The sequence below is a fragment of the Croceicoccus hydrothermalis genome (assembly GCF_022378335.1).
Taxonomy (GTDB): domain Bacteria; phylum Pseudomonadota; class Alphaproteobacteria; order Sphingomonadales; family Sphingomonadaceae; genus Croceicoccus; species Croceicoccus hydrothermalis.
In genome coordinates, this window is the sequence record NZ_JAIQCI010000096.1 from 1 (window position 1) to 925 (window position 925).

Genomic DNA, 925 nt, shown 5'->3' on the forward strand with positions numbered 1-925 from the left:
GCCAGCGGAAACTGCAGCCAGCAACCGGTCCCACACCCCGGCTTTGCGCCAGCGCACGAACCGGTTGTAGCAGGTCGTCGGCGGGCCGTAGCGCTCGGGTATCTCAGCCCACGGCGAACCCGTGCGGAACCGCCAGAGGATGCCGTTCAACACCCGCCGATCATCAACACGCGGCACCCCGCGAGGCTTGTTCGGTAGCAAAGCCTCGATGATCGACCACTCTGCATCCGTTAGTTCGTATCGCCGCAGCGCCATCATGCCCTCCATCACAATGAAGAACCTGAATCATGCGGCCCCGCAGATCACAAGCCGTTTTATGAGTTTACCGCCTAGTGCCGTCGTATTATGATCCAGCCGCTTCATCGGGAAGCCGTGCAAATCGACGAAGTCGCCGGGAATATTCAACCCGACCAGTTGCCGCTCACCCTTCCGGTCGTCGCGGTGGCGAAGCACGGTCCCTTCGATGATATAATAGGAACGCTCGATCCGCTCTCCACGTTCGACCAGAGTTTGCCGCGGTTCGAGCCAGATAGTGCGACCGACCGCTTCTTCGAGCCAGGTCTTTTCTTGTGCAGCCAGTTCGTGCCGCAGGCGGCCCATGAGGAAAAGTTCGGTGTGCAAGGCAGTTTCCAGATTTGTCGCTGGATCTTGCAGCTAACTAAAACGCGACGTCCGTTCAAGCGTGGTTTGGGTGCAGCCCAAAGACAAGTGTGGTCTTATGCCACCTGGCCGCACGACGTTCATACGTGTCTGTGCTGGACGCAATGTGGCATGTGCACGCCCACCCGAAAGCGGCGGCTGCTTCGGTGTGAATTGAATTTCGGAGCGGACGGTCCGCTATCGTTTAGAGTTTCGGACGCCGCGAGGCGTCGGAAAGTCGACGGTGCCCGAACCTGCGGGCCGCACGCGGTGCGCTATGGGGATT

Annotated in this window: 2 protein-coding genes; both read right to left on the reverse strand. The window is 59.9% G+C overall.

The window, feature by feature from the left end:
• The coding region (locus tag K4G67_RS17485; RefSeq protein ID WP_239807515.1) for a transposase at window positions 1–255 on the reverse strand (255 nt) is incomplete at its 3' end.
• 30 nt (window positions 256–285) lie between these two features.
• Window positions 286–600: a cyclic nucleotide-binding domain-containing protein gene (locus K4G67_RS17490; RefSeq protein ID WP_239807514.1), complete on the reverse strand. Its 315-nt coding sequence runs from the start codon at window positions 598–600 to the stop codon at window positions 286–288.
• Window positions 601–925: the final 325 nt, after the last annotated feature.

Bases quoted from the DNA above. Each gene is read 5' to 3' on its own strand.
- K4G67_RS17490 (WP_239807514.1), bottom strand. From the start codon at position 600: ATGGGCCGCCTGCGGCACGAACTGGCTGCACAAGAAAAGACCTGGCTC.